This window comes from Vibrio qingdaonensis (assembly GCF_026191675.1).
In the GTDB taxonomy this organism is placed as follows: Bacteria; Pseudomonadota; Gammaproteobacteria; order Enterobacterales; family Vibrionaceae; genus Vibrio; species Vibrio qingdaonensis.
This window is the reverse complement of sequence record NZ_JAKRRY010000014.1, coordinates 69,498-95,387: the sequence shown is the minus strand read 5'-3', so window position 1 is coordinate 95,387 and position 25,890 is coordinate 69,498. Positions and strand designations below refer to the sequence as shown.

Sequence of the window (25,890 nt, the reverse complement as noted above, 5' to 3'; positions counted from 1 at the left end):
TAACTGTGATCCCTCTTCAATTTGAAGGGGGATTTTTTTGTCTACGGAGTTGATTAGAATAGCGTCATCCTAAATCACTGGTAACAAGAGACTTATGAGCACTCCTTATCTCTATCATTCGCAGACTACTGACGGTGTTACTGCACATGCTGATTGTTTACATATTGAACTACTCACCGAAGACTTACCGTTTGAGCGGGTGCTGCTAAGGCATGAACCCGACAATGAAGAGTACCTCATTGACATGGTATCAGGAGAGAAAAAAGGGCGTTTGCGAGTGTGGCAGGCAATACTGCCTCTGAGTCAGGATAAGTCAGTCACTTATTACACCTTTAAAGCGATCTTAGGGCAGGCTCAGTATTGGTTAGATGGTCGTGGCGTGCAAGTAAGGATGCCCGGTAGGGAGTATCACTTTAAATACAATCGAGTCGCCCGACCACCAGAATGGGTGTCTGAGCAGGTCTTCTATCAGATATTCCCGGAACGTTTTTGTAATGGTGATCCGTCTATTGGTGTTGAAGATGGTGAATATCAGTATTTAGGCAAAAATCGACAATCAGTGAAGCGATCGTGGGGAGAACCGGTTGGTCAACATGGCAATACTGGTGCCGTTGAGTTTTACGGTGGTGATTTAGCCGGCGTACAACAAAAGTTAGATTATTTACAAGCGCTAGGCATTACAACACTGTACCTCAACCCGATCTTCACTTCTTACTCAAACCATAAGTATGACACGGTAGACTACTATTCTATTGACCCGAAATTTGGGACTAACCAGCAGTTTGCAACACTATCCGAGGACATCCATCAAAGAGGGATGAAGATCGTACTCGATGCCGTGCTTAATCATACTTCCACTGAGCATGCTTGGTTTGATAAATCACAAACAAGGAACGGTGCCTATGGTTCGGTCAATAGTCCATATCGGGATTATTATTTCTTTAAAGGTCAAAACGATGAGGGCAGTGATAGTTTAGTCTACGTCGGTTGGAAGGGTATTGATACCTTACCCGTGCTGAACTTCAATAATAAACAGGTTCGGGACGCGATTTATCAGAGCGAAGATTCGGTGATCAAACATTGGTTGAAGCCGCCTTACTTGATTGATGGTTGGCGCTTTGATGTGATTCATATGCTAGGGGAAGGCGAAGGGGCGGCGAATAATGCGCACTATGTTACGGCTTTTCGTGAGGCGATGAAATCAGTATCACCGGACTCTTACATGCTTGGGGAACACTTTTTTGAGGCAACGAGCTGGCTACAAGGTGACCAAGAGGATGGCTCGATGAACTATTATGGCTTTGCTCATCCAGTTAGAGCGCTATTGGCGAGCAAAGATATTCAGTTTGATCCGATTGAGCTTGATTGCCGCGATTTTTTGGCGTGGTTACGTGAAGCGAGTGCCAAGCTACCATGGGCGAATCAGCTTTCTCAGCTTAACCAATTAGACAGCCACGATACTGAGCGCTTGTTGACCACATTACAAGGCGATGTGGATAGATTTAAAATCGCGGCACAGCTACTGATGACTTATGTGGGGGCACCTTGTCTATATTACGGGACAGAAGTTGGGTTAAAAGGGAGCCATGATCCTGACAACAGGCGCTGTTTCCCTTGGGATAGAATGGAAAACAATGAATGGCTTGAATACTTTACTAAGCTGATTGCCGCAAGACGCCAGCTACCGGCGTTACAAAAGGGCAGTTTTGTCCCGCTATGGGTAGAAGCGGGCGGCTTGATTTATGCGCGAGAATTTAAGGGTAACGTTGTAATCAGTGGTTTTAACCTATCGGATACGCCGATGACCGTTTCGTTACCACTTTGGAAAATTGCGGCCAATTGTGAAGGCTTACGATGCTGGTGGACGAAAACGCCATGTGATATTGACGCAGATACCCTTACCGTAGAGGTGAAGGGTAAAGCATCTATACTGTTGTTTAACGGATGAAAATATAGCGACAGGCTATCGCGCATCATGCACTTTACTTGTTGTTCACTGAAATTAAAGTTAACGGAAATTGCGGTTAACTGACGTGAAGTGCATCGCGATAGCGTTTGATATCGGCCACAATAGGCGCGGCGGTTTTGTGAATTCGAATCTCGCGAAATAATTCCATGGCTTCTGGGTACTGATTCCGTAAGTAAGCAAACCACTGCTTCACGCGGTTAGGGTAGTACATCCCCTTGTCGCCTTTCATTTCATAGGTGGAGTATTGGATCAAGAGTTCCACTACTTCACTCCACGGCATAGGTGCCTGGTTATGTTTGACCACATTGCCTAGGTTCGGTACGTTAAACGCGCCTCGGCACACCATTAATGAATCGACACCAGTGGTGGCAATGCAGCGTTGACCATCCTCGTAGTTCCAGATTTCACCATTGGCAATTAATGGAATCGAAACGCGCTTGCGTATTTCATTAATGTAATCCCACTTAATTTCACTGGCTTTATATCCGCCCGCTTTGGTGCGAGCATGAACGGCAAGTTCAGCCGCCCCCGCTTGCTCAACAGCATCGACAATTTCAAAGCAATCATCGGGGTTTTCCCAGCCTAGGCGAATCTTGGCGGTTACAGGAACAGTGGGGTCGACTGCATCACGACATGACTTAATGACTTGGTAAATTTGTTCAGGGTGTTGAAGCATTGCGGCGCCGCCGTTGCTCTTATTTACCAGCTTTGCAGGACAGCCAAAATTAAGATCAACGCCTTTCGCGCCCAGTTCCGCAGCAATGACGGCGTTTTCTGCCATCCATTGTGCATGTTGGCCAAGCAATTGGATGTGAATCGGAGTCCCTGATTTAGTTTGCGAACCTTGCGTAAGCTCGGGGCAAATGCGGTGGAAAACATGGTCTGGTAAGCGCTGGTCAACCACACGTACAAATTCTGTGACGCAGAGATCGTAGTCGTTAATCTCAGTCAAAATTTCTCGCATTAAATGGTCTAACACACCTTCCATTGGACCTAAAACAACACGCATAGGGGTACTCTCATTATTCTGGAGCGGGGATTCTATCTGGAAAGCGATCAAGAATCGACCATTGATGTATTGCTAGGGGCGAAATATACTTGCGGCAAACCTAAATACAGAAACCCATATGATGAATCTCATTCAATTACCTAACGGATGGCAAGGCGAGTCGGCAGACTACTTGGAAGGGGCTATTCTTGCCGCAAACTTCACCGTTTCACCATTAGCACCTTCAGAGTGGTTAGCGACGGTTATTGCTGACTATGATAAGCAACAAGAAGAGTGGGTGGTCGCGCATCTGAACGCCCAGTATGCGTATCTAAAAGCCAATCAATACAATGTACTACCGGATTTGGATGATAATCGTGAGCGTCTGGCAGACTTTGCTGAAGGCTTCATGGCAGCGTGGCAACATGTTGAGCCGTTGTGGTTTGAAAAATCGCCAAGTGATGGCACGATCCGAATGCTACAAGCGTTTCTAACCACGCTAATGTTGGCGATTGATGAAAGCCAAACACATGCAGAAATGACACAGGCAGGCTATGAAACGCTACCTCAGCTTAATGACTTAGCTCCGCAGCTCGATCACATGATTAATGAGATCGCGTTGGCGGCTGATGAAATGATGATTGGTCATCAATCTCAGTCGGTTAATCCATTTAAAGATACAGGCCGTAATGACCCTTGTCCTTGTGGCAGTAGTAAAAAATACAAAAAGTGTTGTGGAAAGTAACGGCGACTTGAGAAATCGAAAAGCCCCCTGTCGTGATACCGCGACAGGGGGCTTTTATTTGGGAGTATATGCTCAGCCGTTACTGAAAACCGCGAGTCCGCGAGCGGGACTGTTTTGCACCCTGAGCCAATACAATAATGGCCAATGCGACCAGGTTACCTGCAAAAATAATGACTAACCATTGCGGCATTGAAAGCGTTAAAAATTGCCACACAACTTTCGAACAATCGCCATAGGCTTCAAACATCCATGGGGCCCATTCGTTAAGTGGCGCCCAATCTGGAAAGGTGACAAAGAGGTCACAAGTTTTAAACGGTGACGGGTTAAACTGATAATCCACATGCTCAAGTGACAATGTTAATCCCTTAACGGCAGCAGCCCCCCATGCAATCAGCCCGGTCCAGCGTAATACCGTATTGTTTGGGTTGATGAGACCGATCGTCGCTGCACCTAAGATGCCAAACATGGCAACACGCTCATAAATGCACATGACACACGGACCTAGCATTAACACATGCTGGAAGAATAACGCGCACAGTTCAAAAATTAACGTGCACGCAAATAATAATGCCCATGATAGGCGTGTCTTGGAAAATGCTTTGATGTTGGAAAGAATCGTCACGGAGTCGTCCTTGAAATAAAAAAAGCTCTGAATACTCAGAGCTTTTTAACGTGGATTAGTTTCACAAGCAACTAAAAATTAATGACCAGATGAGATGGCGGCCTCAATAACCTTACTTGAATTCTCTACAATCCAACCTGCGTCGTAAAACCAAGCCGTCATAGGCTCGAGTAAATACACGATGCCAAACAGACCCACTAATGCCAGAACGACAGTATAAGGCAGTGCCATGATGACCATTTTGCCATACGACAGGCGGATAAGTGGTGCCAGTGCTGAGGTTAATAGGAACAAGAATGCTGCCTGACCATTTGGTGTCGCAACAGAAGGTAGGTTAGTACCGGTGTTGATAGCGACAGCCAGTAAGTCGAACTGGTCGCGAGTAATCAGTCCATCGTTCAGAGCGGCTTTTACTTCGTTGATGTAAACGGTTCCTACAAATACGTTGTCCGAAACCATGGATAGAATACCGTTGGCGACGTAGAACAGCGCCAATTGCGTACCTTTGTCTTCGACATGGAGCACGGCATCGATGATCGGCTTGAATAGGCCTTGGTCGATAATAACGGCAACAATAGAGAAGAATACTGCAAGCAGCGCCGTAAACGGTAAGGCTTCTTCAAAAGCTTTACCCATGGAATGCTCTTCAATGACGCCAGTAAACGCAGTAGCGAGGATAATAACCGATAGACCGATAAGACCCACAGCAGCAAGGTGCATAGCCAGTGCGACAATCAACCAAACGGCGATAGCACCCTGAATCCATAGTTTTGCTACGTCTTGTTTTGTTCTGGTCTTACGTTCTTCACGATCAAAGTCGACTAAGATTTGACGAACGTTATCAGGAAGCTGCGCGCCGTAGCCAAAGACTTTGAATTTTTCAACAAGCGCACATGTTACCAGACCAAGTACAAAGACCGGCGCGGTGACAGGTAGCATGCGAATAATGAACTCACCAAATAACCAACCTGCCTGATCGGCAATAATTAGGTTTTGTGGTTCGCCAACCATTGTCATTACGCCGCCTAATGCTGTACCTACACCTGCGTGCATGAGTAAAGAGCGCAAGAAGGCACGATAATCTTCAAGATCATCACGAGTGAGTTCTGACAGCTCATCATCATGCGTATGGTCATGGGAAGAGCCTGAGCCTTTTCCAGATGCAACCTTATGATAAATAGAGTAAAAGCCAATGGCAACACTGATAACAACGGCGATTACCGTTAGCGCGTCAAGGAAGGCTGATAGGAAGGCTGCGGTAAAACAAAACGCCAAAGAAAGGATCGTCTTAGACTGGATACCCAGTAAGATTTTGGTAAACATGAACAACAACAGTTGTTTCATGAAGTAGATACCTGCCACCATAAATACAAGGAGTAGCAGTACTTCGATGTTGTTTACTATTTCGTGTTTCACCATGGCGGGGCTGGTCATCCCCATAGCAACGGCTTCAATTGCGAGTAATCCGCCGGGTTGCAATGGATAGCACTTGAGCGCCATTGCAAGGGTGAAGATGAACTCAACAACAAGTAGCCAGCCAGCTACAAACGGATCAATCAGGAAAAAAACAATAGGGTTGATAATTAGGAAAGCAATGATCGCTAATTTATACCAATCCGGAGCTTTACCAAGGAAGTTCTTGATGAAAGCCTTTCCTATAGACATCGGCATAGTAATACTCTTATGTAGTTATTAATCGAAAATTACAAGAAGGCGTTAGAGTATTTGAGAGGAGGTTCCAAACAAAATTAAACTATAAAAACTTAGAAAACAAACGTCGTTACACGTGGGCGAAGGCCTTTGTTCACTTGCCAAGTCTCTCAGTTTTTAAGCGCTCCTTGCTTCGACCGCAACTCTACTCTTTGATTGGATATAGTCAACAAAAATTACAATTTCAGGGGTTGATTATTCTAGTTTTTTCCAAAAACGCGATCCATGCAATATAAGTAAAACATGGTTTTATGGTGCCCTAGCATGGTGTTATACGATGCAAGCAATTGTAAAAAACAGGGCTCAACGATAGTAGTTGAAACGAATTGCTTAAAAAAGAAAGTTATTCTTGGGTAAAGCCGCATTTACTTCGGATATAACGTAATAATAACCACGGCGCATAGTAGTGCCGCCTGCTATATCTCGTGGGTCATGAGTATGTGATGGAGTGATTAACACGGGGTGCTTAATGATATTTGCGAGTAATGAATGCTAACCGCTAAAGAAATGTCAATATAGAGTCAATACTCTATATTTTTAATGTTACAGATATAAGTAGTGTAGGTTTACCAATTTCTTGAAGTAGTGGTATGATGAGTTCTATAGTCAAATGAATTAAATAATTGGATAAACCCCATAATGGTGATTAAGGCGAAGAGCCCTGCAGGGTTCGCTGAAAAATATATTATCGAAAGTATCTGGAATGGTCGCTTTCCCCCTGGTTCAATTCTACCGGCTGAGCGAGAGTTATCAGAACTAATTGGGGTGACAAGGACAACCTTGCGTGAAGTGCTACAGCGGCTTGCTCGCGATGGATGGTTAACAATTCAACATGGTAAGCCAACCAAAGTTAACCAATTTATGGAGACGTCAGGTCTACACATTCTTGATACGTTAATGACATTGGATGCTGGCAACGCGACCTCTATTGTTGAAGACTTATTAGCAGCACGCACAAATATTAGCCCAATATTTATGCGTTACGCGTTTAAAGCGAATAAAGAGAACTCGGAAAGAACCATTGAAGGCATTATTGAGTCTTGTGAAAGCTTGCTAAACGCTGAATCTTGGGATGCCTTCGTAGAAACATCACCATACGAAGATAAAATTCGTCAACATGTGAAAGACGAAACCGAGAAAGATGAAGAGAAGCGCCAGATCGCATTGATCGCTCGTACTTTTAATTTTTACGATTACATGTTGTTCCAACGTTTGGCTTTCCATTCTGGTAACCAAATTTACGGGCTTATCTTTAACGGTTTGAAAAAGCTCTACGATCGTGTGGGAACGTACTACTTCTCCAACCCAGAGGCGAGAATGTTAGCACTGAACTTTTATAAAGATTTACTCGTGATTTGTGAGTCAGGTGATCGTGATCGGCTACCGGTTGTGATTCGTCAGTATGGCTTGGCAAGTGGCCAAGTATGGAATCAGATGAAAACCACACTACCGACGAGTTTTACTGAAGATGACAGTTAGTTTTTAGTCAGCGTGAGTGATTTTTACGTGATGTAATGCTGACAATAAAAAAACCGCCAATCGGCGGTTTTTTTATTATGGCGAAACGGTGCATTAAATAACGGCGAGTTTAGGTAAAGGTTGATAGAGAGTTTCTGCGAGTTCGCCGATGAGTTCATCATAAATATTCAAAATGGAATCAGAGAGCGCCGAGCTAAGTTGATACATGCTTTCTTTGTCGATGAGTTCTGGAGGGTTAGCGAGTATGGCATCAAGGTCAACCATCGCGACGCCATATATTGGCAAAGGTGCGAGAGTGTGTGAGTGAGTGACACTCAGCCGATGCAGTTTCTTACGCATAATCTGGCAGTAGTGTAATAGTTGCTGTTTACCTAATGTAGAATCGGATTTTTGAATACACAGTCGTAGCTGAGTCAGGCAGTCTAGGCAATCTATGACGCAATGCCATTTTGTACTATATTCCTTCTCAAGCTCCTCTTTTTCAATATCGATAAGCCATGCCACCATAAGGTCATCAATGAGCAATAATAGGTGACGAACCATTTTGCCGTGTACGATTTGGTTTTTATTCACACTAAAATGCGTCCACGAGCGAATCATTAACGCAATATTGTTGTGTAGCACGCGGTACATTGGCTTGTTATTGATATGGGATAGTTGAATAAGCGCCTGGCAGTGTACGTCGATGGCCTGCTCCACCTTGCGCAGTTGTTTAGCTTTTTTCTGATCAAACGCCAGTGAATAATGACTTCCTGAGCGGTGTCGTTGGATTAGGTTGACCAGATCTCTTAGGTGAACAATGAGTTGGTATCGACGTTCTAGCTTGTGGTTATGCCGATATGAATAACGATAGATTAACGCAAGTAGACAAAGTGAGATAAGAATAGAAACTAAGATAAACATAACAATCTCCTGATAGTCGGTGTATCACTTAGTTAATGATTGCAATCGTAATGCCAAAATTTTTTGTAAACAAAATCAAAGATTTATATTGCCCTTACTTCCAATCGGCCAAGGAGGCTGTATGCTTATGGTGCAGTTGCACTAAAACTGCTGACTTTGTCATATAAAAAAGCCAACTCGAAAGTTGGCTTTTTCTTTTTACGTGTTGAAGATGGCTTACATGACTCGCATACCCGGCTGTGCGCCTTCGTGCGGTTCTAGAATCCATAGGTCGCTGCCACCAGGGCCAGCCGCTAGAATCATGCCTTCAGACATACCAAATTTCATTTTACGTGGTTTTAGGTTAGCGACCATCACGGTTAGCTTCCCTTCCAGTTCTTCTGGTTTATACGCCGATTTAATACCAGAGAATACCTGACGAGTTTCGCCGCCAATATCCAATTGGAATTTAAGTAGCTTGTTTGCTTTTGGCACTTCTTCGCAAGAGATGATACGTGCAATTCGCATGTCGACTTTTGCAAAGTCATCGAATTCAATCTCTTCAGCGATTGGCTCTTTATCAAGTTCAGTTTGACTGGCTTGTTCTTTTTCCGCTTCCGCTTTTTCCTTTGCAGCCATTTCAATCGCTGCATCTTCTTTCGAGGCTTCTACCATGGCTTCAACCTTTTTCGGGTCAATGCGGTTGAATAGAGCTTTGAACTTAGTAATGTCATGAGCGGTCAACGGAGTTTCAATGCTCTCCCACGTTAACTCTTCATTTAAGAACGCTTCAGTTCTAGAAGCAAGTTCTGGCATCACTGGCTTCAAGTAGGCGATAAGCACTCGGAAAAGGTTGATACCAACAGAACAGATATCTTGCAGCTCTTGGTCTTTACCTTCTTCTTTAGCGACTACCCATGGGGCCTTCTCATCGACATATTGGTTAGCTTTGTCAGCAAGAGCGGTGATTTCACGAATCGCGCGACCAAATTCACGAGACTCATAGAATGCGCCGATACGGTCAGCCGCTGCGACAAATTCGTTATAAAGCTCAGGTTCGGCAAAATTGTCAGATAGCTTGCCATCAAAACGCTTAGTGATGAAACCAGCATTACGAGATGCTAGGTTAACAATCTTGTTAACAACGTCAGCGTTAACGCGCTGGGTGAAGTCTTCAAGGTTAAGATCTAAGTCATCAATACGGCTGTTTAATTTGGCTGCATAGTAGTAACGCAAGCACTCAGGGTCCAAATGGTTAAGGTAAGTACTCGCCTTAACAAAGGTACCTTTTGATTTCGACATCTTTGCGCCATTTACGGTGACATAACCGTGAACAAACACATTATTTGGTTTACGGAAGCCGGAACCTTCAAGCATTGCAGGCCAGAATAGGCTGTGGAAATAAACAATATCTTTACCGATGAAGTGGTAAAGCTCAGTCGTGCTGTCTTTTTTCCAGTACTCATCGAAGTCTAGGTCGTCGCGCTTGTCACAAAGGTTTTTAAATGAACCCATGTAGCCGATAGGGGCATCAAGCCACACGTAGAAGAATTTATCTTTTTCGCCTGGGATTTCAAAACCAAAGTAAGGCGCATCACGAGAGATGTCCCATTGCTGTAAGCCAGACTCAAACCATTCCTGCATTTTGTTTGCAGTTTCGTTCTGTAGAGAGCCAGAACGTGTCCATTCTTTTAGCATGCTTTCGAATTGAGGCAGGTCAAAGAAGAAGTGCTCTGAGTCTTTCATTACAGGTGTGGCACCAGAGACTGCTGATTTCGGGTTAATCAGCTCTGTAGGGCTGTAGGTTTCGCCACAGTTGTCACAGTTGTCGCCGTATTGGTCTTCAGACTTACACTTAGGGCACGTGCCTTTAACAAAACGATCCGGTAAGAACATTTCTTTTTCAGGATCGAACAATTGAGAAATTGTACGGCTAGAAATAAAGCCGTTTTTCTTAAGCTCTAGATAGATATGAGAAGCAAGCTCGCGGTTCTCATCACTGTGCGTGCTGTGATAGTTATCAAAGCTAATATCAAAGCCTGCGAAATCTTTTTGGTGCTCTTCGCTAACCGCTGCGATCATTTCTTCTGGCGAGATCCCCATCTGCTGAGCTTTCAGCATGATTGGTGTGCCGTGAGCGTCATCAGCACAAATGAAGTTAACTACGTTGCCACGTAGACGCTGATAGCGTACCCAGATGTCAGCTTGAATATGTTCAAGCATGTGACCTAGGTGGATTGAGCCATTAGCGTACGGTAGCGCGCAGGTTACCAACAGTTTCCTTGCGGAAAGATTTCTCGGATCGGTTGCCATACTTAATTATCGCTTTCTTATTCAGTGTAAAATATTGGCTAATACTACATGATGCTCGTCGTGACTCCAAGGTATCCCGAGTCAATCCCCTTAACTTTTTTGGGGTTCTGGTTCTGGCAACTCAGTGCTAGTCTTACAGTAATAGCAAATACAAGGAACCCCCTAATGCGCACGTTTGAGTCGAAACAAGAATTTTGTCAATGGCTAGGAGAATTTACAGCGGATAATTTGAAAGTTGGCTGGAGCGAAGTGCCTGAAGTAGTAAAGGTGCTAGCGACAGGTGAGTTTATTATTACGCTGCCCTTTGCTAACCAAACACTTTTAAATGAGTTAGAAGCATGGATCAATACAGCGCAAGAAAGCCAACAGGTTGCGCCGTTCAATTTCTCAGTTTGTTGTTCAACTAAACCCCTAGTTACGACTGTGGCGGCTGAAGTAAAGGGCGTGAAGAATATTATCGCAGTGACGTCGGCAAAAGGTGGTGTAGGTAAATCAACGACGGCGGTCAATCTTGCGCTTGCCATTAGCAAGTTAGGGGCGAAAGTGGGGATTTTGGATGCCGATGTCTATGGGCCGTCGGTACCACTGATGCTCGGTAAAATGGATGCCCACCCTGAGGTTCGTGATGGCAAATGGATGCAACCCGTTGAAGCACACGGCATCTATACCCAGTCGATTGGTTATTTAATTAGTTCTGATGATGCAGCGATTTGGCGGGGTCCAATGGCATCAAAAGCTCTCGCACAGTTATTAAATGAAACAGAATGGCCTGAGCTGGATTATCTGGTCCTTGATATGCCACCAGGTACTGGTGACATTCAATTGACCCTGTCACAGCAAATTCCCGTGACGGCAGCATTAATCGTAACGACGCCTCAAGACTTAGCGTTAGCCGATGCCATAAAAGGGGTGGCGATGTTTGATAAAGTATCGGTGCCAGTGCTGGGCGTGATTGAAAACATGAGTTATCACATCTGTAGCCAGTGTGGCTCGAAAGAGCATATTTTTGGCTCTGGTGGCGCAGAATGGATGGCGTCCAAATTTGGTATTAATCTATTAGCTCAGGTGCCGCTGCATATTGATATTCGTGAGTCAGTGGATAATGGTGCGCCAACGGTAGTGGCCAATCCTCAAGGTGAGCATGCCGCCATTTATCAAACGTTAGCTGAAAGAGTGTGCGCCGACCTTTATTGGAGCGGTCAAGCCAAACCTGATTCGATTCAATTTACCATGGTTGAGTAGCGTATTTCTAGGTGATTGCGGTAAGGGTGAAAAAAGTAATCGATTGCAAAGTGAAAATTGGTGACGAAAGGTAATATTGAACACCAAATAACTGCGCAATCGTCTAGTATCTAAGGGGTGAAATCCCTATAATTACCCGGTTTTGTCCTCACCACCATATATGTACTAGGTGCAAAGAATGTCTGATAATAATCAATGTGTCATCGTCGGTATCGCTGGCGCTTCTGCTTCTGGAAAAAGTCTCATTGCGAGCACTATCTATAACGAACTGCGCGAAAAAGTGGGCGATCATCAAATTGGTGTGATCACGGAAGATTGTTACTACAACGACCAAAGCCATCTGAGCATGGATGAGCGTGTTAAAACCAACTACGACCACCCAAGTGCGCTTGATCACGACTTATTGTGTGACCATCTAGAGGCGTTGATTCGCGGTGAAGCGGTTGAAGTGCCGGAATATAGCTATTCTGATCATACACGTACGAGCACAACGACGGCATTAACGCCGAAAAAAGTGATCATTCTTGAAGGTATCTTGCTGCTAACGGATCCAAGACTACGTAAGCTGATGCATGCGACTGTCTTTATGGATACACCGTTAGATATTTGCTTGTTGCGTCGTGTGACTCGTGATGTTGAAGAGCGTGGCCGTACAATGGAGTCTGTTCTACAACAATATCAAAAGACCGTTCGTCCTATGTTCATGCAGTTCATTGAACCGTCGAAGCAGTATGCCGATATTATCGTTCCTCGCGGTGGTAAAAACCGTATAGCGATCGACGTACTTAAGGCACATATTGCGAAGTTGCTTAGAGCGTAATTCTTACCGTCAGGCATTTGAATTCTTACGTTACGGTGTTGCAATTTGTTCTATACTGAATGGGTGTGCTCGTAACGTTTAAATTGCTTTATTTTTTAATAAATTAGTGGCACTTTATGTGCCACTTTTTGTTTTTTAGCCTTGCAAGGAAGTTGCCAATGAAAAAACTACTCCTTATTCTCGCCATTCCAATTTTGGTGATAATCGTCGCCATCACTGCACTGGTTGTGTTTGTTAATCCAAATCAGTTTAAACCAATGATCACTGAACAAGTTCAAACACAAACTGGACTTGAGTTGGAAATTAACGGTGACATCAGTTGGCAGTTCTTCCCGTCTCTTGGCTTTGAATTGGGCGAGACGAAACTAAAAAACCCGCAAGGCTTTAACAACCCAAATTTATTTAGCGTAACCCAAGTGGGTGTAAGTATTGCCGTGATGCCAATACTTGATAAGACATTAGAGATTGGTTCAGTAACATTAGATGGTGCGCAAGTGTACCTAGAGACGCTTGCCGACGGCCGCTCTAATTTAGATGCGATAACGGCAGCCAAAGAGGCGACGCCAGAAACCACCACTCAAGACGTGGCAACTCAAACACAAGATGTAAGTGCTACATCGGCTGATGGCTGGAAGATTTCTCTTTCCGGTGTGACGGTTTCCAATGCATTACTCGAAATTTCAGACGCCCAAACGGGAGCCTTGACTAAGCTTTATGATGTTGGTCTAACCGTCTCTGAGTTTGCCGCAGACCAATGGACGACGGCGAAATTTTCAGTCAAAGGTGCAATGGAAGCAAAAGGGCAAGCCGCAACTCAGCAGTTTACTGCCAACGGTACGGCAGATTTTACGTTAAGCCAAGACTTCAGTCGTTACGCGCTGAGAAATATTGAATTTGATGCCACTTTCAATGATGGTGTGAACAAGATTGATAGTGCTCAATTAAAACTTGATACGTTTGAATTTGATAAAGTGAATAACATTAGCTTTGCGCTTCAAGGTATCGTGGCGGACATGGCGTTGAATGCATCAGGTAGTACCGCATTTGAAATCGATAAAGCGATGACAAGGTTAACCTTGAATGCGTTAACACTGGATGCTGCGGTAGAGGGGGAAGCTTTGCCCCAGTCACCAATGAAAGTGGGTATGGCATCAAATTTAGAGTTTGATTTGAAGAAGCAATTTCTCGACTTTGTCTTGCAAAAGTTGACGGTGAATAACATTGCGTTGGATGGGAAAGCGACGGTTCAGCTTGCTGATATTCCTCAAGTGCGTTTTTCACTGCATAGCCCAAATATTGATCTAGACGAATTTTTAGGTCTGGCTCAGTCACAGGAAGCCGCTAAACAGGAAGACAAAACTGCAGCGGGCAGTGGTAGCGAAAAGCCTGCTAACGCGGTAGAAGTTGAACCGGATCTTAGTGCCTTAAAAGGCTTGGATGTTAAAGGCTCAATTACCATCGATAAATTTAAAGCCGCCAATGCACACATGCAGGCAGTTAAGACGCAATTTTATGTTAACCGTGGTGTGGCGGAGTTAACATCATTTAGTTCAAACCTGTACCAGGGTTCGATTACTGCTAAAGCGAAGCTTGATGCGAGAAAGTCGCCGGCAAGCTATAGCGCAGTGAAAAAAATCAAAGGAGTGAAAGTTCAGCCTTTACTTAAAGACGTTGCGGGTAATGATAAGCTGGAAGGAACGGGTAATATTGATGTCAATATTACCGGCAAAAGCTTAACTCAGACGGGCATTAAGAAAAATTTGAAGGGAACCATCAAGATCAACTTTGAAGATGGTGCGGTAAATGGCATCAACGTCGCTCAAATGATTCGTGATAATTACGCTCGATTTAAGGGGCAGTCACCAGATGGTAAACAAGGTCCTCAGAAAACGGACTTTAGTGCCATGACGGCAACATTAACTTTGAATAAGGGCGTGGTATCGACCAACAATATGAAGGCCGAGTCACCGCTATTACGTATTAATGGCGAAGGGTCGGCGAATTACATTGATGAGACGGTCGACTTTTTAGTTCGCACCTCTGTAGTCGGAACGTTAGAAGGACAAGGCGGACAAAGTATTACTGAACTGCGTGATGTCACTATTCCGATTAAAGTCACTGGTGCCTGGACACAACCGCAGTTTGCATTGGTCTTTGATGATGTGCTTAAGCAAAAAGCACAAAAAGAAGTGGAACGCGCGACAGAGCGTCTTGGCATCAAAGATGAAAAAACGAAGAAAGCCGTTGATGGTCTTCTGAAGGGGCTATTTAACTAGAGTGATAAGGCTAACCATACGCAGTATAGCGTTGAATGGTTATTAAAAAGCGGTGTCCTTGGACACCGCTTTTTGCTTCTGACAAGTGCTAGATTAACCAATTGCTAAGCATTTAGAGCGAAAAGAATATCCCAGCTAAACAAGCACTCATTAAGTTTGCAAGGGTACCTGCCAATACTGCTTTAAACCCTAAACTTGCCACATCAGAGCGACGCTCTGGCGACATGACACCAATGGAGCCCAGTTGAATGGCAATCGAGCCAATATTTGCGAAGCCGCAGAGCGCAAAAGTAATAATAATTTGGCTGTGTTCAGACAGTGTTGCTTGGTACTTAATAAAGTCGATGAACGCGACAAACTCATTCATGACCACTTTTTGACCAATAAATGAACCGGCTAGCATCATCTCACTTTGGTCGACGCCAATCAGCCACGCAATGGGGGCAAACACGTACCCAAACAGCAGTTGCAAAGTAATGCCGTCGGCACCAAATAGCTCTGCGATCGATTCAATAGCGGCATTCGCCATTGCGACCACGCTGACAAATGCCACCAGCATTGTACCCACGGCAACGGCGACCTTAACGCCATTCATTGCACCAGATGCAAGCGCATCAATGACGTTGCTTTGATCGCCGGTGTCTAAGTCTATTGATTGGTGGTCCGCTGGGGTGTGTTGTTCAGGAACAATGAGCTTCGCCATCATAAGAGAACCAGGTGCAGCCATAAAGCTGGCGGCAATCAGATATCGCAGTTCCACGCCTAGTCCGGCATAACCGCCTAATACACTGCCAGCAACCGACGCCATGCCACCTGCCATCACCGCGAATAGTTCTGAGCGAGTCATCGTCGCAAGAAATGGACGGATAAGTAACGGTGACTCACCTTGAGAGAGGAAAATGTTACCTGTTGCAACCAGTGATTCTGCCTTGCTGGTACCCAGGAAGCGTTGGATAAGGCCCCCTAAAACACGAATCACGATTTGCATAATACCAAGGTAATACAGAGCGGAGATAAGGGCGCTGATCACAATGATAATTGGCAGAACGCGAACGGCAAAGATAAACCCTTCAGTGGCGAGATCACCAAATAAAAATTGGATACCCACGTCAGAGAAACTCAGGACTTTTGCTACGCCATTGCTCATCGCACCAAGGATGTGTTGACCAAAAGGGATGTACAAGACAAAAGCGGCAAACAGAACTTGCAGTAATAGTGCGCGTAGCACGGTATTCCAGTTAATTGCTTTTCGGTTCTCTGAGAAGATAAAACCAATAGCGATAAGGGAAGCGATGCCAAATAACCCGAAAAGGATAGCGGTCATAGTGGGTATACCTCACGAGCAGTGAGTGTAAACAGCATTGGAGAAGAAGACCAAGACGTTAGCGTCGAGGGTTGCGGAAACCAATCTTGACGATAGGAAAAGAAATATTTGACCATTTTTATACCTTTACAAGCTTTTAAAATTGCAGCTGGTCCAATTCCTTGGGGTCGTTCACAGTTCCTTGGTGACGGCTTGTATTGGTGTATAACTGACGCGAGTGCGCAGCAAACGGTGGGGCAGTATATAGAAAAAAATGAGACTTGCATCTCATTTTTGTGATGGGGAAGGCCGTTTGGTTAATTAATCACCAATCGACGCCTTTTAGTGCTTTAACGCCAGATTCAAAAGCGTGTTTGACATTCTTAACTTCAGAAACCGTATCAGCAAGTTCGATGAGAGTGCGGTGAGCGCCACGGCCCGTGATGATGACCGATTGCATCTTAGGGCGTTCGGTTAGCGCTTCAACCACTTCATCTAAGTCAATATAACCATAGCTGACCATGTAGGTGAGTTCGTCAAATAACACCACATCAATAGTGTCGTCTTTGAGCATACGTTTGCACTCTTGCCACACCAACTGTGCAGCAATCGTATCTGCTTCTTTATTTTGTGTTTCCCAGGTAAAGCCTGTCGCCATGACTTGAAACTCAACACCGAGTTTTTCTAGAAGGTTTCTCTCGCCGTTTGCCCATGTGCCTTTGATGAACTGCGCCACCGCAGCTTTTTTATCGTGACCTACTGCTCGAGCTACAGTGCCAAAGCCTGAGGTTGATTTGCCTTTACCATTGCCAGTAATGATAAGTAGTAGCCCTTTTTCTTCTTGGGCATTGGCAATTTTCTCATCAACATTTTCTTTAACTTTTTGTTGACGAGCTTTGTGTTTTAACTGTTTTTGTTCATCTGACAGTGACATGATTGATTCCCTTTATTAAGCGGCAGCTAACGTTTATTCCATGATAAAGGAATATGAAAAGAAAAAAACAAGAGAATAAATAGGGATATCGGCGCACGGTTAGGCTGGAATCACTTAAAAACTAATACCCACTGCAAAGTGGGTATTAGTTAAATTGAGCTCGTTGGCGTTTTTCATTGTTCTTGTTGCTTGCGGTTATATTCTTTAAGAATCCCGACGAAGTCTTCAAACCCGACAAAGCCCGTCGTCGCAATGGTGTCCGCGACAAAACGAATAGATGAGTTTTCTGTGTCTATGAACTCAAAATTGAGTTCTTGCTCAAAGGCTCGAGCATCGGCTTTATCTCTAAATAAAGGATAAGATAGCGTTGCGTTGGAAGAGGTTAATTCAAACGTTAACACGATCAAATTTGAACGATACTTTTCTTTCATCGTGTTGTAAGGGATCGGCTGCTCTAGTGTTAAAAGCAGTTGGTTTTCTGCTTGGTTTAAAATCAACTGATTATTGTCATTGAAAAACCCGTTTTCGACTGCTTCACCGTTGACGACGTGGACCACAATACCGCGCCCAAGTTCAAGAAGGTGTGTGGTTTCTTGTGCGTGTAAATTAAAGCACGTAAACAACAGAAGTAGGCTGCTAATTATTTTTTTCATGGTTACCTCATTAATAGGGAGGAAGACCTCCCTAAATATTCAGTGGTTAAAATACGTATTCGACACCAACCGATACTTCGTCGTACGAGTCTGACTTCCAACGACGATAAGATAAGTCCTGCGAGCCAGATACTGGCAGTTTGTTGTCACCCATTCTTACGTCTTTTGCTCGAAAATATAGGACGGCAGTTGGGTCAACGTAATACATAGTCTGGAAAGAAATTACATCGTCATCCGTTCCTGATAATGTCTGACCGTTGACGCTGAGTTCCTCATTTTTCGCGTAGCCAAGTTTGAACTGCCAATCTGAAATATCATACATAAATGCGGTTGAGAAGGCATTTTGCTTTTCTTTTCGCCCCGTATCGAGACCAGATGTAACCAACGCATCTTGCCAACGGTATTGGGTAAAGAATGAAATACCGTTGTCGAACCAGCCTTGTAAACTTGCAAGGTAGGTATTGTTGTCCCAAATACGACTATCAGAGGTCTTCGCGGGCGTGCTTCCCGGTTTTTCATAATTGACGGTTTCTTTGGTGTTGCGGTTAATTTCGTACGCACCAGAAATTAAGAAAGGCCCCGCTTTGTAGTGCGCTGCACTACCTTGCCACCACCCTTGGTCCGCGCCAGTCGCCGCTGCTTTTGTTCGGCCATAGCCCACGTCAACAGATGCGCCACGCCATTCAGGCGAGTCCCATCGGATGCTATTGGATGAGCGATCTTGAAATTTGGCACCGCCAATCATACCACCCCAGTCCCAAACATCGCCCATTCCCGGGTTAGCACCTGGCCAGTCGACAATTTCGTACATGGGTGTGAGCACTCGGCCCAAACGAATCTGCCCAAATGAGTCCCAGTCCTCAAAACCTACAAACGTGTCTCGCTCACCCAATCCGCCGCTAGCTTCATGATTTTTATAAGAAGGGTCGACGTAACCCGACTCGATTTGCCAGATAAATAGTGGCTTAAATTTAGCGAATTGTTTACTGCCACGAAAGCCGATACGACTTTCATTGTTGGTTTGAAACCCAGTTAAATTGGGGGAGTTCGCGTACTCCCGAAAGTGAGCTTGTAGGGCGATCTTACCGTACACCTCATATTTCATGCCTGCTTTAATAGCGTCAATATCGATGTTATCGGATGCGATTGCGCCTACTGAAACACAGGTCAGCATTGTTACTGCTAGCTTTTTCATTGTTGATTATCTTTTTTATAAGTTGTTGCCCAAAGTCATCTTTGGGCAACATTGATGGATAGGTGTTGAAATATTAGAGTTTTAGAATGGTGATTCTGCTGCTTCGCTGACCTTGGCGATCGATACTGCGTAGCCACACATCAGTATGAATAGTTGGTAGTGTATCGCTATCGTAATTCAGCCAATTTTGTCCTTGGTTTAGCGAGTACTGAAGTTGGATTCCAGGGAAAGCGCTGTTCATCTCTAATTTGCCGTTGTTTAGGATTGCTCCTGGAACTGGAAGGCGGTATTGAATACCGACTTTTTCGAGCTTAGCTAACTCTCGTTGACCTAAGATGTTTGCAAAACGATTGAAGTCAGCAGCAAGCGCCTCTTTATTAACCCACTGTGTGTCTTGGGAGTATGTTCTACCGACGGTATACGGGGTTTCCCAGCTGCCTTTGTGCCATGCACGCTCAGCTGCTGCCAAAACGCGCGGGAAAACCATATATTCGTATTGGTCATCCGTTCTTACGGTCTCAGACCATAACTGAGCTGACATGCCATAAAACGCGGGCGCCTCGATTGTGCCTTTGCCTTCAAACCCATTGCCATCTCTATCAAGTGATGTCTCTGCATTTTGAGGTAGGTTTTCCGGCGCAAAAGAGAACATCTTACGAGTGTTGGTTGAGCGCGTTGCCCAGTAGTAGCCACGCTCTTTTGGATCGAATTCGTAAGGGAAATCCATATATAGGTAGTCAGGGTTAGAGATAATAACTTGGTAGCCTTTCTTAGCCCATTCGTACGCAGAGGCGGTGCCGCCCCAATACAAGGTATCCCAGAAATTAACTCGTGTTGTTTCTGTTGCAAAATCGCCTGAATCTGTTGCTGTTTTCAAGCCATCTTGCCACGCTTGAAATTGCCCTACACCTTTATCTTTGGCAATTTTCGCTACGTTTTTAGCAAAATAACTAGGTAGCTCTTTAACGGATGTCAGAGCGGTATCGGCTAACAATTGTTGGCATTTTGGTGATTTTTCAAATGGGTGATGTTCATTACTAAGGTCGATCTCACCTTTTCCTGCCACCTTTTGAACGGCCTGACGGTCTTGGTGTCCACCGAGTAATTTGATGTTTTTCGCTTCATCACCACCGAAATGCCAAGTAGTTAATGGTACGCCAGCTTCACTGTGCATGGCTTGCACTTCAGATACCACTTTTGTGACGAAATGATGCGACGATTCTAAGCAGGGGTTAATAAAGCTTTTTCGATCATAGAACTGTACCGTTGTGACGTTTGAGTCATCTTCCGGATCGATGAGGCGGTATTCTTCCGCAAGCTCTAACTTTCCTTGTGCTTTGAAGTCATTGTAACGAGCCTCCATGGCGACAACCGCAGCTCGAGCGTGAGCTGGCATATCGATTTCGGGTATGACTTCAATATGACGAGCGGCAGCGTAGCGAAGGATTTCAATATAATCCGCGCGGCTAAAGTGACCCGATCCCATATTGTTGCTGTCCGGTCCAGAGCCGAGCTGTGGCAATAGGCATTCGGTTTCGGTTTTATCGAAGCAGCGTTTAGCACCAATATCGGTTAACTCCGGCAACCCAGGGATCTCTAAACGCCATCCTTCATCGTCAGTAAGATGTAAATGAAGTTTATTGAGTTTATAGGCGCTCATTTGGTCGAGCGTTTTGATAATAGCCTGCTTAGAGTGGAAATTACGGGCAACATCGACCATCACACCACGGTATTGATAACGGGGTGCATCGCTTATTTCTAAGTAAGGAATTTGGCTTGGGTCATCAAGATCGATCAGGGAAAATAGAGACTGCATAGCATAATACAAACCGGCGTCGTCATAGCCAAATACGTGAATACCATTTTCATTAATAGTCAGTTTATAGCCACCGCTTACTTGAATTTCTTTAGCAAGCGCCGTTTTATCCACTTCACCATACACACCAACACTGCCCGATTTTGATAGACCGAGTGCTAGAGCTCTTGATTCAATCGCGCTCAGTGTTGCTTGGTCTATTGGTAGTGACGTGAAATCAATACCAGCTCGTATATCAAGGCTTCCATTGCCTTCAATAAGTTGGTGAGGGGTCGGAATAATGTGTTGATTAACTGGCGTCAAAGATAAGTCAGCATTGTTTTGGTAACGAACTTCTGGCGTAACAAGGGTATTGTTGTCCGTCGATACACGTTTTAGTTTTTTCGCTTCAATCGGGGCAACAAATTGGCTCAAATCTTCCGTGTCCATTTGAGTGAGAACTTTAGGCGTTGCATTGTCAGCGCTAACAAACGCACGAGGCATGAAATCAGATTCAAATAGCTGCCAGTATTCACCGATAACAGGAATATCTAAACTCTCACCAGATTCGATGCCTTTGAATGAAGAGGTAGGTTTGATTTCGTAGAGATCGCCTGTAATACGTTGTATTGAGAACTGATCTGTATCCAGCTTTAAGATAATACGCACACTATGAATATAGAGTGACCAGTCTTTGGATTTAATGGCAGTACCGCCGTTGGTTAGGGTCATCGTACTTTGATTACAAAGCGCCCAATCCGCACCAAGCTCCTGGCAAGGTAATCCATTACTGTCGGTCAAGTTGCTATCGACTTGATATTGAATCGATAGGTTTTCCGATAGGGTATCGACAAGAGGCTGAGCGGCAAGGTGGCTCTGTGCTGAACTAGCAAAGCTAATGCTCATTAAAGCGATGGTAATCATACTGCGACGAGGCATGCTATCTCCAAGTTGGGGAATTAAGACGGCGCAAAAGTAACGGCTCACGGAACAGATTTAAATTGACTATTAATTTTGTGTGACATCAATCGTTGTTACAAAGTAAAAAAAATAACAAAACCTTTAATAACAATGATTTATTTGTTTGTGTCGTAAAAGTCACGCTAGATTTTCGTAAGTTTGGCGTAGTTCTCTGGGGTGGTTTTAGGTTTACTTAGGTTAGGGCGGGGCGCATTGAGAGGGTTTGGTAAGTTCTGATTTCTATGAGTGAAATAAATGTGACGTAGGTAGCAAAGCTGCGCGACGTTAAATTTTAAATTAGTGCTATTTTAACGATATTAACGAAAGAATTTTGTTCATAGGGTAAGCAGAATTTCCGGAGTAACCTATGGGTGCACTTTAAAATAAAGAGGAATGCTATGAAACCATCAATTTTAGTTGTCTGCATGGGCAACATTTGTCGCTCTCCAACGGGGGAAGCGGTACTGAAAGCTTGTGCTAAAAGGCGAGGTATAGCGGTGGAAGTGGACTCTGCTGGCACGATTGGGTTTCATGAAGGCGCGGCGCCTGATGCGAGAGCAAAAGTAGCGGCTGAGGCTCGCGGTTATAGTTTCGCTGGAATGTCAGCGAGACAGGTCACCGATGAGGATTTTTATCACTTTGATATGATTTTAGCTGCTGATAAAGATAACCTCAGTGACTTAAAGCTAAGGTGTCCTAATCACCTTCAAAGCAAGGTTTCGCTTTTCTTGAGCCATGGCTGCACTGGTGAGACAGAGATACCTGATCCCTATTATGGTGGAGAGCAGGGCTTTGAGCGGGTGTTAGATTTAATCGAAGAGGCGGCGGAGCGGGTATTGGATAAACTTGAAAAATAGAAACAGGGTGAATGAAGGTGCTGCTCACTCTAACTTGCGTATAGCCAACTCGTGTATAGCTAACTCGCGCATAGCGTGGTGAACAGCAACTCGATGTGTACTTGTTTGTGGTAGCGTGTTTGCTTGTAATTGTGCGTTGACTACTTACTCATTTCACCACGCAGAACTTCCGACATTTGCGTTTTAATCTGCTCATAAGACAGGTTTTGGCTTAATAAGTAATGCAACTTGGCAAGTGCGGCCTCTGGCGTCATATCGTATCCGCTGATCACTCCAGAATCTGCTAGCGCACACCCTGTTGCGTAGCCGCCCATATTCACTTTACCTGCCAAGCATTGCGTTAAGTTGACGACAATGACGCCGCGTTCTGATGCTTCTTTTAAGTGTGCTAAAAGCGTCGGGTTTTGCGGTGCGTTACCCACACCAAACGTTAACAAGATCATGGCGTTTACTGGTTGGAGCAGCGTGTTTCGAATCACTTCATGTGAAATGCCAGGGTACATAGTGATCACACCGATAGGTTGGGGTGTGATGTCATGAACGCGGAACTCGCCGTCTGCAGGCTTATTGATTTCTACGCCATTACTTAGCTGAATATTGATCCCTGCTTCAAGTAAAGAAGGCAAGTTAGGCGAAGTAAACGCATTAAAACCGTCAGCGTGTGATTTCGTGCTACGGTTACCACGCATTAGCTGGTTGTTGAAGAATAGCGTCACTTCATTAATTGGGTAGTTGGCAGCAATATGCAGTGCATTCAGTAAGTTGGCTTGACCATCTGAACGAAGCTCTGCTAGAGGGATCTGTGAGCCGGTAACGATGACTGGCTTACCCAGGTTTTCTAGCATAAATGATAGCGCTGACGCGGTATACGCCATGGTATCGGTGCCGTGCAGAATAACAAAGCCATCGTACTTGTCGTAATTGTCACGAATATCGTCAGCAATCTGCTGCCAATCCGCTGGTGTCATGTCTGAAGAGTCAATCAAAGGATCGTATTCATGGATGGTAAATTCAGGCATTTCTGAACGGTGAAATTCAGGCATGCTGGCTAATTGCTTTTCCATGAAGCCTGCGACTGGGATGTAACCATGGCTGGACTTTTTCATTCCGATGGTTCCGCCAGTATAGGCAATGTAGATGTGCTTTCTTGTCATGACAGACATTACTTTTATGATTTGGACAGGTAGCGCGATTATAGCGGAAACAAACAAAAGAGCCACCGAAATGGCGGCTCTTTACAGCTTAATTGAGTGGTTAAATCTACTTATTTAGTTCTATTCAACATTACAAGTTAAGCATAATACATAATGACCTTTAGGATCATTGAAGCTTTCCACTAGCGAGGCTTGTTGCTGAATTTGCGCAGCGGCTGGCTGTAAGCTAGCCGGGATCCAACTTGAGACATCGTAGCCTAGTGATACTTTCACTTGCTGCATCATTTCTTGCATAAATTGTTGAGCAGGACTAAGTGGCTCTTCAACCCAATACACATCATAGGTTTCTAAATTACCCAGCTCGGCTGCGACCGCGACCGCATCGTCAAAATCACCAATTTGGTCGATAAGACCACGGTCTAATGCGTCTTGCCCTGTCCAAACTCGACCTTGAGCAATGTTATCCACGCCGTCGACAGTCATGTCACGGTTATCGGCAACTAAGGTAATGAAGCGTTTATAACCATTCTCTATGCCCATTTGGAACGCGGCTGACGCGCCTTCGGTGAGCCCCGTGGTCACACCAACACCAGAAAATGGCGATGTCCCCACGCCATCGGTATTGATCCCGATGTTATTGAGTCCTTTTTCAAAAGTAGTAATGACACTAAAGATACCAATAGAGCCTGTGATCGTTGTTGGTTGTGCAATGATTTTGTCGGCACTCATTGAAATCCAGTAGCCACCAGAAGCGGCTAGGCTAGACATAGAGACAACAACGGGTTTGCCAGCCTGCTGTAGGGCTTCGACTTCGTTACGAATGACTTCTGAAGCAAAGGCGCTGCCACCAGGGCTATCCACTCGTAATACCACTGACTTCACTGTATCGTCTTCTCTTGCTTGTTTAAGCAAGCCAGCAACGGTATCGCCGCCAACGGTTCCTCTAGGCTGCTCACCATCCATAATGGTTCCACTCGCAACGACAACTGCGACGCTGTCTTGTGGCGCTTGAACATCAAACGGAATCGTCATTTGGTAGTCATAGTAGCCAATGGCATTAAAGCTGCCATCACCATCACTACCGAAGGCATCGATCATGGCTTGGTTCACTTGTTGCTTAGTGGCAAGTTCATCTACAAGACCAAGTTTTTTGGAAAGTGCTGCCAAATCACCATCGACCGACTTTAACTCGGCTAGGAAGGCATCCATAGTCGGAGTGAGTACATCCGTTGCTAACTCTCTGTTGGTCGCAACATCGTCGACATACGCGTCCCATAGCTGAGAAACCCAGCGAGTGGCTGACTCTTTTGCAGCGGGAGACATGTCGTCACGTAAAAAAGGTTCTACGGCTGATTTGTAGGTTCCTACACGGAAAACATGTGTGGTGACATCAAGTTTTTCGAGTAAGGTTTTATAGTACATGGAGTAAGCGCTATAACCTTTGATAAGAACCGCACCATCGGGGGCGAGGTAAACTTTATCGGCATAGCTGGCTAGGTAATACTGGCTCTGATTGTAAAAAGATCCGTAGGCGAGTACGGGCTTGCCTGTCGCTTTAAACTCGTTAATGGCTTTAGCGATGTAGCGCAATTTAGTTAGGCTAGTTTCAGGCATGTCGCGCAAAGAGAGAACCAGTCCAGTGACATGATCATCGGTTGAGGCATGTCGAATAGTATCGACAATATCAAATAACACGTTATCTTTCGGCATGTCTTTGCCAAACAAGGAGCCAGTTACGGAGTCCATTGGATTGACGTAACTGCTTTGCTCGACGATAGGGCCAGCAATGTTAAGCACTAACGCAGACTCTTTTTTTACGGCTGGTGTACTGGAATCAACTTGCGTAAAGCCGAAGTACAGCATTGCAATGACGGCAAAGAAGATCAGGTTCACAATCGCTAATCTGGTAAAGTTAATGACTTTCCAGATCCCCTTGAAGATTAAACCAATAAAGCGCACTATTTTTTTCATCATCTCTCCACATCACACGAGG

General features: G+C 44.8%; 19 protein-coding genes. 7 read left to right on the top strand and 12 right to left on the bottom strand.

Annotated elements, in window-relative coordinates; all coding sequences use genetic code 11:
- Positions 1-94: 94 nt before the first annotated feature.
- Entirely contained in the window at positions 95-1,948 is a 1,854-nt protein-coding gene (gene malZ, locus MD535_RS12205) for a maltodextrin glucosidase (RefSeq protein ID WP_265675293.1), read from the top strand.
- Between the two features lie 76 nt (positions 1,949-2,024).
- Here malZ and dusC read toward each other — a convergent pair whose 3' ends face one another.
- A complete protein-coding gene (gene dusC / locus MD535_RS12200; RefSeq protein ID WP_265675292.1) occupies positions 2,025-2,978 on the bottom strand; it encodes a tRNA dihydrouridine(16) synthase DusC in 954 nt (317 codons plus the stop codon).
- Between the two features lie 118 nt (positions 2,979-3,096).
- Here dusC and MD535_RS12195 point away from each other — a divergent pair, with 118 nt between their 5' ends.
- A complete protein-coding gene (locus MD535_RS12195; RefSeq protein WP_265675291.1) occupies positions 3,097-3,702 on the top strand; it encodes an SEC-C metal-binding domain-containing protein in 606 nt (201 codons plus the stop codon).
- Positions 3,703-3,781: 79 nt separating this feature from the next.
- Here the strand turns inward: MD535_RS12195 and dsbB are convergent, their stop codons facing one another.
- On the bottom strand, positions 3,782-4,324 hold the full coding sequence (gene dsbB / locus MD535_RS12190; RefSeq protein ID WP_265675290.1) for a disulfide bond formation protein DsbB: 543 nt from the start codon (positions 4,322-4,324) through the stop codon (positions 3,782-3,784).
- Between the two features lie 78 nt (positions 4,325-4,402).
- Positions 4,403-5,995: a Na(+)/H(+) antiporter NhaB gene (gene nhaB, locus MD535_RS12185; protein WP_265675289.1), complete on the bottom strand. Its 1,593-nt coding sequence runs from the start codon at positions 5,993-5,995 to the stop codon at positions 4,403-4,405.
- A gap of 678 nt (positions 5,996-6,673) precedes the next feature.
- Here nhaB and fadR point away from each other — a divergent pair.
- On the top strand, positions 6,674-7,513 hold the full coding sequence (gene fadR / locus MD535_RS12180) for a fatty acid metabolism transcriptional regulator FadR (RefSeq protein WP_265675288.1): 840 nt from the start codon (positions 6,674-6,676) through the stop codon (positions 7,511-7,513).
- A gap of 93 nt (positions 7,514-7,606) precedes the next feature.
- Here the strand turns inward: fadR and MD535_RS12175 are convergent, their stop codons facing one another.
- Together MD535_RS12175 and metG are read right to left on the bottom strand one after the other, a co-directional pair.
- Complete coding sequence (locus tag MD535_RS12175; RefSeq protein WP_265675287.1) at positions 7,607-8,416, bottom strand: hypothetical protein; 810 nt, start codon at positions 8,414-8,416, stop codon at positions 7,607-7,609.
- A 216-nt stretch (positions 8,417-8,632) separates the two neighbouring features.
- On the bottom strand, positions 8,633-10,708 hold the full coding sequence (gene metG, locus MD535_RS12170; RefSeq protein ID WP_265675286.1) for a methionine--tRNA ligase: 2,076 nt from the start codon (positions 10,706-10,708) through the stop codon (positions 8,633-8,635).
- Positions 10,709-10,873: 165 nt separating this feature from the next.
- Here metG and apbC point away from each other — a divergent pair, with 165 nt between their 5' ends.
- The 3 genes from apbC to MD535_RS12155 all read left to right on the top strand — a co-directional run bounded on the left by apbC (position 10,874) and on the right by MD535_RS12155 (position 15,046).
- Positions 10,874-11,950, top strand: a complete 1,077-nt coding sequence (gene apbC, locus MD535_RS12165; protein ID WP_265675285.1) for an iron-sulfur cluster carrier protein ApbC — start codon at positions 10,874-10,876, stop codon at positions 11,948-11,950.
- Between the two features lie 178 nt (positions 11,951-12,128).
- On the top strand, positions 12,129-12,770 hold the full coding sequence (gene udk, locus MD535_RS12160) for a uridine kinase (protein WP_265675284.1): 642 nt from the start codon (positions 12,129-12,131) through the stop codon (positions 12,768-12,770).
- 158 nt (positions 12,771-12,928) lie between these two features.
- Positions 12,929-15,046: an AsmA family protein gene (locus MD535_RS12155; protein ID WP_265675283.1), complete on the top strand. Its 2,118-nt coding sequence runs from the start codon at positions 12,929-12,931 to the stop codon at positions 15,044-15,046.
- Between the two features lie 112 nt (positions 15,047-15,158).
- On the opposite strand, the gene MD535_RS12150 is transcribed toward MD535_RS12155, so the two are convergent.
- The 5 genes from MD535_RS12150 to MD535_RS12130 form a co-directional block, all read right to left on the bottom strand.
- Positions 15,159-16,370 carry a NupC/NupG family nucleoside CNT transporter gene (locus MD535_RS12150; protein WP_265675282.1) on the bottom strand — a complete coding sequence of 404 codons (1,212 nt, stop codon included), beginning with the start codon at positions 16,368-16,370 and terminating at the stop codon, positions 15,159-15,161.
- Positions 16,371-16,674: 304 nt separating this feature from the next.
- Entirely contained in the window at positions 16,675-17,283 is a 609-nt protein-coding gene (gene cobO, locus MD535_RS12145; protein WP_265675281.1) for a cob(I)yrinic acid a,c-diamide adenosyltransferase, read from the bottom strand.
- Between the two features lie 173 nt (positions 17,284-17,456).
- Entirely contained in the window at positions 17,457-17,936 is a 480-nt protein-coding gene (locus MD535_RS12140; RefSeq protein ID WP_265675280.1) for a DUF2057 family protein, read from the bottom strand.
- A gap of 46 nt (positions 17,937-17,982) precedes the next feature.
- Positions 17,983-19,131 (bottom strand): porin, encoded by a 1,149-nt coding sequence (locus MD535_RS12135; RefSeq protein WP_265675279.1) that lies wholly within the window; start codon positions 19,129-19,131, stop codon positions 17,983-17,985.
- A 73-nt stretch (positions 19,132-19,204) separates the two neighbouring features.
- Entirely contained in the window at positions 19,205-21,865 is a 2,661-nt protein-coding gene (locus MD535_RS12130) for a beta-N-acetylhexosaminidase (RefSeq protein ID WP_265675278.1), read from the bottom strand.
- Positions 21,866-22,284: 419 nt separating this feature from the next.
- Between MD535_RS12130 and MD535_RS12125 the strand changes: the two genes are divergently transcribed.
- Entirely contained in the window at positions 22,285-22,743 is a 459-nt protein-coding gene (locus MD535_RS12125; protein ID WP_265675277.1) for a low molecular weight protein-tyrosine-phosphatase, read from the top strand.
- A gap of 140 nt (positions 22,744-22,883) precedes the next feature.
- On the opposite strand, the gene ansA is transcribed toward MD535_RS12125, so the two are convergent.
- Both ansA and sppA read right to left on the bottom strand, forming a co-directional pair.
- Entirely contained in the window at positions 22,884-23,897 is a 1,014-nt protein-coding gene (gene ansA / locus MD535_RS12120) for an asparaginase (RefSeq protein ID WP_265675276.1), read from the bottom strand.
- 120 nt (positions 23,898-24,017) lie between these two features.
- Positions 24,018-25,868 (bottom strand): signal peptide peptidase SppA, encoded by a 1,851-nt coding sequence (gene sppA / locus MD535_RS12115; RefSeq protein ID WP_265675316.1) that lies wholly within the window; start codon positions 25,866-25,868, stop codon positions 24,018-24,020.
- Positions 25,869-25,890 lie beyond the last annotated feature (22 nt).